This window comes from Cellulomonas sp. IC4_254, from assembly GCF_011603975.1.
GTDB lineage: Bacteria > Actinomycetota > Actinomycetes > Actinomycetales > Cellulomonadaceae > Cellulomonas.
In genome coordinates this window covers 1-6,556 of record NZ_JAANNB010000209.1, presented here as the reverse complement: position 1 = coordinate 6,556, position 6,556 = coordinate 1, and the positions used below count along the sequence as shown (strand labels likewise).

Here is a 6,556-nt window from a genome sequence, read left to right as displayed (position 1 = left end):
CGCGGCGTCGCGCTGGGCCTGACCGCCGTCCTCGGCGCCTCGGCCGGGCTCGGCGTGTGGCAGCTCGCGGCGCAGCAGCCCGGCACCGGCGACGGCGCCGTGGCGAGCGCCCCGACGGCCGGCGACCCGGCGGCGCGGATGTGCGGCGTCGCGGACCCCGACCGGTACGCGGCGCTGGCCGCGGACGCCCCGGTGGCGGACGTGCAGGCGCTCGCCGACCTCGGCGACGCCGTGCCGCTCCAGCTCGCGGCGGCCGGCGACCACGTGGCGGCCCTGCAGCGGGACGGCGGCACCGCCACGATCAGCCGCTGGACGTCCGCCGGGAAGGCCGGCACGCCGGTGACGGTCGACGGCGGGGACGACGCCCCGAGCAGCTTCGCCCTGACCCGCGACGGCGCGGTGCTCGCGGCCGACGGCTCCTCCGGCGGCACGACCGTCGCGCAGTGGGCCGCCGGGTCGGCCGACCCGGGCACCAGGTGGGACCTGGCCGCGCTCGACCGCGGCGAGGTCCGGGCGGTGCTCGGCTGGACGGCGGGCCGCTCCGGCGTGCTCGCGTCGGTCGTGCTGGCCGACTCGCACCGGCTGGCGCTGCTGCGCGCCGACGGGACCGTGGACGGCGACGGCCCCGAGCTGGACTGGGGCTCCTACCCGCGGTTCTACCCGCAGGACGACGGCACGCTCGTGGTGCTGAGCGACGAGGACGACCAGTCGACCTCGATCGAGCTCGTGCAGTACGCCGCGGACGGGACCCCGGGCCTGCGGATCGAGGGGCCGCTGTCGGGCGGCTCCAACGGCCGGGCCCCCGGCCTGGACCACCCGACCGGCGTCGCGACGGCCGCGGGCGGCGGCCTGCTGCTGGCCGGCCCCACGTGGCGGCTGCTCGAGGTCGGCCCCGACGGCGTGTGGCGGCGGCAATCGCTGTCCGGCGAGGGCCAGGGCTCGACGTTCCGGTTCGCCGACCTGACCCCGTTCGTGCGCGGCGGCGACGCGGTGTACTTCGCGTCCCCGCGCGACGAGGGCGACGGCCTGCAGCTGTCCCGCGTCACCGACGCCGACCTGGACCTGCTGCTCGACGCGCCGATCACCTGGGACGTCAACCACGCGTCGTCGCTGGACCTGCTCGGCTTCGGCGCGGGGCTCGCCACGGACGAGACCGACGACTACTTCGCCCCCGGCGTGCCGCCCGCGGTGCGCGCCGAGTTCACGCCGGCCTGGGGCGCGCTCGCCGACACCTACGAGCTGCGCTACGAGGTCACCGGCGACCCGTGGCTGGACCCGCCCGTCGCGGGCACCTCCGGCACCGTCGCGATCCCGGCCGACGGCGGCGCGGTGCCGCTCGACCTGCCCGCCGCGCGACCCGGGCCGTACGAGGTGCACGCCACGCTGGTCGAGAAGGCCACCGGCGCCGTCCGCACCGCCACCTGCCTGCGGTACGCGGTGGGCGCCGAGGGCGCGACCTACGACCCGGCCACCCTCGCCGACGGGGCCGACTGGGGCGGGGCGGGGCCGCTGCGCGGCGTCCAGCTCGCGGCCCAGCTCGGGCTCGGCAGCCACCGGGTGCAGCTCGACTTCGGCCGGCTGGTCCCGGACGTGACCGCGACCCCGTCGGCCGCCGGGCTGGACCTGTCCGCGCTGCCCGGGGCCGCGCAGGGCGACCCGTACGCCGGGATCGCCGCGGCCGCCGCGCTGGCCGCCGACTCCGACGTGCAGCTCTACGTCCAGGTCGGCCAGGGCGGCGAGGCGGAGTCCGACGCGGTCGCCGCCGGCACCTGGGGCGACTGGGTCCGGGTGATCGCGACCGCGCTGCACGCCGGCGCGCCCGACCTGCACCTGTGGGCCCCGTGGAACGAGCCGAACAACACCGGTTTCGGCGACGGCGCGGCCTACGCCACGCAGGTGCTCGCGCCGTTCGCCGACGCGGTCCGCGGCGTCGACCCGCGGGCGCGCGTGATCGGCGGCAACGCGCTCAACGTGGTCGTGCCCTGGTACCAGCAGGTGGTCGACGCCGGTGGCTGCGCCTCGATGGACGTCGTCGGCATCCACCCGTACACCGGGTTCAACCGGTCCTGGGACGAGGAGGGCGCGGACGGGCCGATCGGCCAGATCACCGCCCTGCGCCAGGTGCTCGCCGCGTGCGGCGCGGACGTCCCGGTCTGGGACACCGAGTCCGGCTGGTGGTCGGACGGCCCGGCGAACCACTGGGCGCAGGCCTACGACGTCGCCCGCTCGCTGCTGTGGATGCGCGAGCTCGGCGTGGACGAGTGGATGTACTTCTTCAGCGAGGGCGGCTGGGGCGAGGGCGGCTTCACCTGGTCGCTGGTGCAGCTCGGCTCGTTCGTGAAGCCCGGCGCGCTGGCGATGGCCGCGGTGTCCGGGGTCCTGGACGGCCGCGGCGCACCCGACCTGCTCGACACGGGCGACCCGGCGCTGCACGCGATGGCGTTCGGCCCGGCGACCGGCGCGCCCTCCGCCGCCGGCAACCCCGCGCCCGCGGGGACCCGGGACGACCCGCTGCTGGCCGTGTGGACCCAGGACGAGGTGACCTCGGCGCTGCTGACCGCCGACGCCGCGACCACCGTCACCGTGACCGACGTGTACGGCGGCACCCGGACCCTCGACCTGGCCGCCGGCGCGCCGACCGCGCTGCCCGTCTCCGGGTCACCGGTGTTCCTCACCGCGGACGCCGCGCTCACCGTCGCCCCCGCCGCCGACGCCGGCACCGACCTGCTGGCCGGGGGCACCGTCACCGCCAGCTCCAGCACCGACGGCACCGACCCGGCCGACCTGGTCGCCGAGGACGGCGCGGGCGCGAACCCGTGGCGGGCCGGCGCCCGCACGGAGGACGGGCCGGACGACAGCCCGTGGGTGCAGGTCGACCTGGCGCGGCCGGCGACCGTGGACCGGGTGGTCGTGGAGAGCGCCGGCATCCGGTGCTGCACCTCCGGGGTCCGGTCCTACACCGTCGAGGTGCAGGACGAGGACGGCGCCTGGCAGGAGGTCGGCCGGCAGGACGGGCTGTTCCTGGCGCGCACCACGTCCGTGACGTTCGACCCCCGCACCGTCACCGCGGTCCGGGTGCAGGTGCCCTCGACCACGACCCGGGGCGTGACCGTGCCCGACGTGAACTACTCCGGCCAGTCCGGCGGGCTGCTGCCCGCGTGGGAGCCCGTGCAGCCCGAGCCGACCTGGCCCGTGTCGCTGGTGCGCCTCGCCGCGTACGGACCCGCCGCATGACCACCGCGACCACCACCCGCTCCCAGGAGGGACGACGACGATGAGCCCCAGGGCCACCGTGGGCATGCCCGTCTACAACGGCGAGAAGTACCTGCCCGCCGCGCTCGACTCGGTGCGGGAGCAGGACGAGGCCGACCTCGAGATCGTGATCTCGGACAACGCCTCGACCGACGCCACCGAGGAGATCTGCCGCGCCGCCGCGGCGGAGGACGACCGCATCCGGTACGTCCGGCACGAGCGCAACGGCGGCGGGCGGTGGAACTTCAACCAGGTGCTGTCGATGGCCACCACGCCGTACTTCACCTGGGCCGCGGCCGACGACGTCCGGCGCCCGGCGTTCGTCCGGCGCTGCCTGGAGGTGTTCGCGGCGTCCGACCCCGCGACCGTGCTGGTGTACCCGCGCACGCAGATCATCGACGCCGGCGGGATCGTCACCGAGGACCTGAACGACGCCGACCTGGCCTGCGACGAGCCGACGCCGCACGAGCGGATGGGGCACTTCCTGCGGGCGCAGGCGGCGCACCTGTTCTACGGCCTGCACCGCACGGACGCGCTGCGTCGGACCCGGGGCATCCGCCCGACCGTCGGCAACGACCTGGTGATCCTCGCCGAGCTCGCCTGCCAGGGGCCGTTCCAGCTGGTGCCCGAGCAGCTGTTCCTGCAGCGCCGGCACAGCGAGCAGTTCTCCCAGCAGGGGCAGGCGCAGGTCGCCTGGCACGCGCCGACGGCGTCGGTGCGGTTCGCGTTCCCGCACACGAAGGTCAGCATCGAGCTGGTCCGCGGGGTGCTGGCGTCGGACGCGCACCCCGCCGAGAAGGCGCGGTCGCTGGCGACGATCCCCGTGGCGTGGACGATCCCGCGCTGGCGCGGGCCCGCCGCGGACGTGTGGGCCGCGCTCGGGCTCGAGCCGCGGAGCCGGCGGCGGTGAGCGGTCCCGGCGGTGCTCCCGCGGGCGACGGCGCCGCGGCCGCGCGCGTGCCCGAGGTGCACGTGCTGACGCCCGGCGACCACTTCTCCCCGCGCACCGGCTCGGCCATCCCGACGGTCGTCGACGGCCTGTGCGCGGCCCTGCCCGCCGGGGCGACGCCGCGACCCCGGGTCGTGGTCGCCGACGGCACCTACCCCGACCGGTACGCCAGCGCCGACCCCGTGGGCTACCCGCTCGCCACCGCGCGCCCGGCGGACCGGTACGTCGACGCGCTGGCCGGCCGCCTGGGCCTCCCCCGCCCCGGCGTGCGCCGCACGCTGCGCCCGACGCTCGGCGACCAGGACGCGTGGCAGCCCGGCGTCGTGCTCGCGCACAACGCGCCGCAGCTCGTGCCCCTGGTGCACGAGCGGCACGCGGCGGTGCTGTACGCGCACAACCTGCTGCTGCGCACCTACACCCCGCGGGAGGCCGACCGGGTGCTCGGCCGCGCGGCCGCGATCGTCTGCGTGAGCGGCGCGCTGGCCGACCAGACGGCCGCGCACCTCCCGGCGCGGCTGCGCGACCGGCTGCGGGTGGTGCCGAACGGCGTGGACACGACGCGGTTCGTGCCGCGGGCGGACCCGGGCCGCGGCGAGCGGCTGCGGGTGCTGTTCGTCGGCCGGATGATCCCGGACAAGGGCGCGGACGTGGTGCTGGACGCCGTCGCCCGCCTGGGCCGGGACGACGTCGAGCTGACGATGGTCGGCTCGCAGAACTTCGACGCGGGCGCGGCGCCGTCGCCCTACGAGCGGGACCTGCGCGCGAAGGCCGCCGCGCTCGGCGACCGGGTGCGGCTGCTGCCGTTCACCCCGCGGGCCGAGGTGGCGGCGGTGTACCGCGAGGCCGACGTGGTGGTCGTGCCGTCGCGGTGGGCGGAGCCGTTCGCGCTGACGGTCATGGAGGGCATGGCCAGCGGGGTGCCCGTCGTGGCGTCGGCGATCGGCGGCATCCCCGAGGTCGCGGGCGACGCCGGCGTGCTGGTGCGCCCGGACGACCCGGCCGAGCTCGCCGCTGCGCTGGAGGCGCTGGCGGACGACGAGGCGCTGCGCCGCCGGATCGGGTCGCGCTGCCGGTCCTGGGCCCGCACGCACGACTGGACCTGGGCCCGTGGGCGCCTGGACGCCGTGCTCGCCGAGGTCGCGGGTGTTTCACCCACGCCGGTCGGGTGAACCTTTTGCACCAGATGTCCGTTTTGTGGAGGTGACCGGCACGATGGTCCCCATGCGCGTGCTCCGGGTGTCCCACAGCGCCGTCGTCACGGCGTGGCGCGGGCGGGAGGCTGCCCTGCGCGACCGCGGCCTGACGGTGCGCACGCTCAGCGCGCGCGTGTGGGAGGAGGGCGGCCGGGACGTCACCCTGGAGCCGCAGCCGGGCGAGGACGTGGTCGGCGTGCGCACGACCGGCCGGCACCCGAACGTGTTCCTCTACGACCCGCGCCCGATCTGGCGCGCGCTCGGCGAGGACTGGGACGTGCTCGACCTGCACGAGGAGCCCGCCGCCCTGGCCACGGCCGAGGTGCTGCTGCTCCGGGCGCTGCGCCGGTCGCGGGTCCCCTACGTGCTGTACTCCGCGCAGAACATCGCCAAGCGCTACCCCGTGCCGTTCCGCTGGTGGGAGCGGCGGGCGCTGCGCGGGGCCGGCGCTGTCAGCGTGTGCAACGCCGAGGCCGGCGACGTGCTGCGCGCCAAGGGGCTGACCGTCCCGGCGCACGTCGTCGGGCTGGGCGTCGAGGCGGCGGAGGCGGCCGTGGCCGCCGGCGCCGCCGCCACCCCGGGCGCTCAGGACGAGGGCGCCCCCACGGACGCCGGCGTAGTCGGTGCGGCCGCCCCCGCACGCACCGGCTACGTCGGCCGCCTCCTGCACCCGCACAAGGGGCTCGACGTGCTGCTCGACGCCGCCGAGGCCGACCCGCGGATCACCGTGGCGATCGCCGGGGCCGGACCGCACGAGGCCGCGCTGCGCGCCCGCGCGGCGACGCCCGCACTGGCGGGCCGCGTGACGTTCCACGGGCACCTGTCCGGCGACGCGCTCGCCGCGTTCTACCGGGGGCTCGACGTGCTCGCGGTGCCGTCCGTGCCGACGCCGGGCTGGCTGGAGCAGTTCGGCCGGGTCGCGGTCGAGGCGATGGCCGCCGGCGTCCCCGTCGTGGCCTCCGACAGCGGTGCGCTGCGCGACGTGGTCGGCGGGGCCGGGACGCTGGTGCCGCCGGGCGACGCCGCGGCGCTCGCCGCCGCGCTGGTGGCGGTGGTGGACGAGCCGGGGCGCGCGGCGCGGATGCGGGCGGCGGGCCACGAGCGTGCGGCCGAGTACACCTGGTCGGCCATCGCGGAGCGGTACGAGGCGATGTACCGGCAG

General features: G+C 77.4%; 4 protein-coding genes. All 4 read left to right on the top strand.

What is annotated here, in order from left to right; genetic code table 11:
* Positions 1-3,234: discoidin domain-containing protein (locus G6556_RS16220; RefSeq protein WP_205693617.1), on the top strand; the 3,234-nt coding region annotated here is incomplete at its 5' end.
* A 40-nt stretch (positions 3,235-3,274) separates the two neighbouring features.
* Positions 3,275-4,162, top strand: coding sequence for a glycosyltransferase family 2 protein (locus tag G6556_RS16215; protein ID WP_166943747.1), 888 nt, complete (start codon positions 3,275-3,277; stop codon positions 4,160-4,162).
* Complete coding sequence (locus tag G6556_RS16210) at positions 4,159-5,370, top strand: glycosyltransferase family 4 protein (protein ID WP_166943745.1); 1,212 nt, start codon at positions 4,159-4,161, stop codon at positions 5,368-5,370. Before G6556_RS16215 ends, G6556_RS16210 begins: the two co-directional genes overlap by 4 nt.
* 52 nt (positions 5,371-5,422) lie before the next feature.
* A partial coding sequence (locus G6556_RS16205) for a glycosyltransferase family 4 protein (protein WP_166943743.1) occupies positions 5,423-6,556 on the top strand: 1,134 nt, incomplete at its 3' end.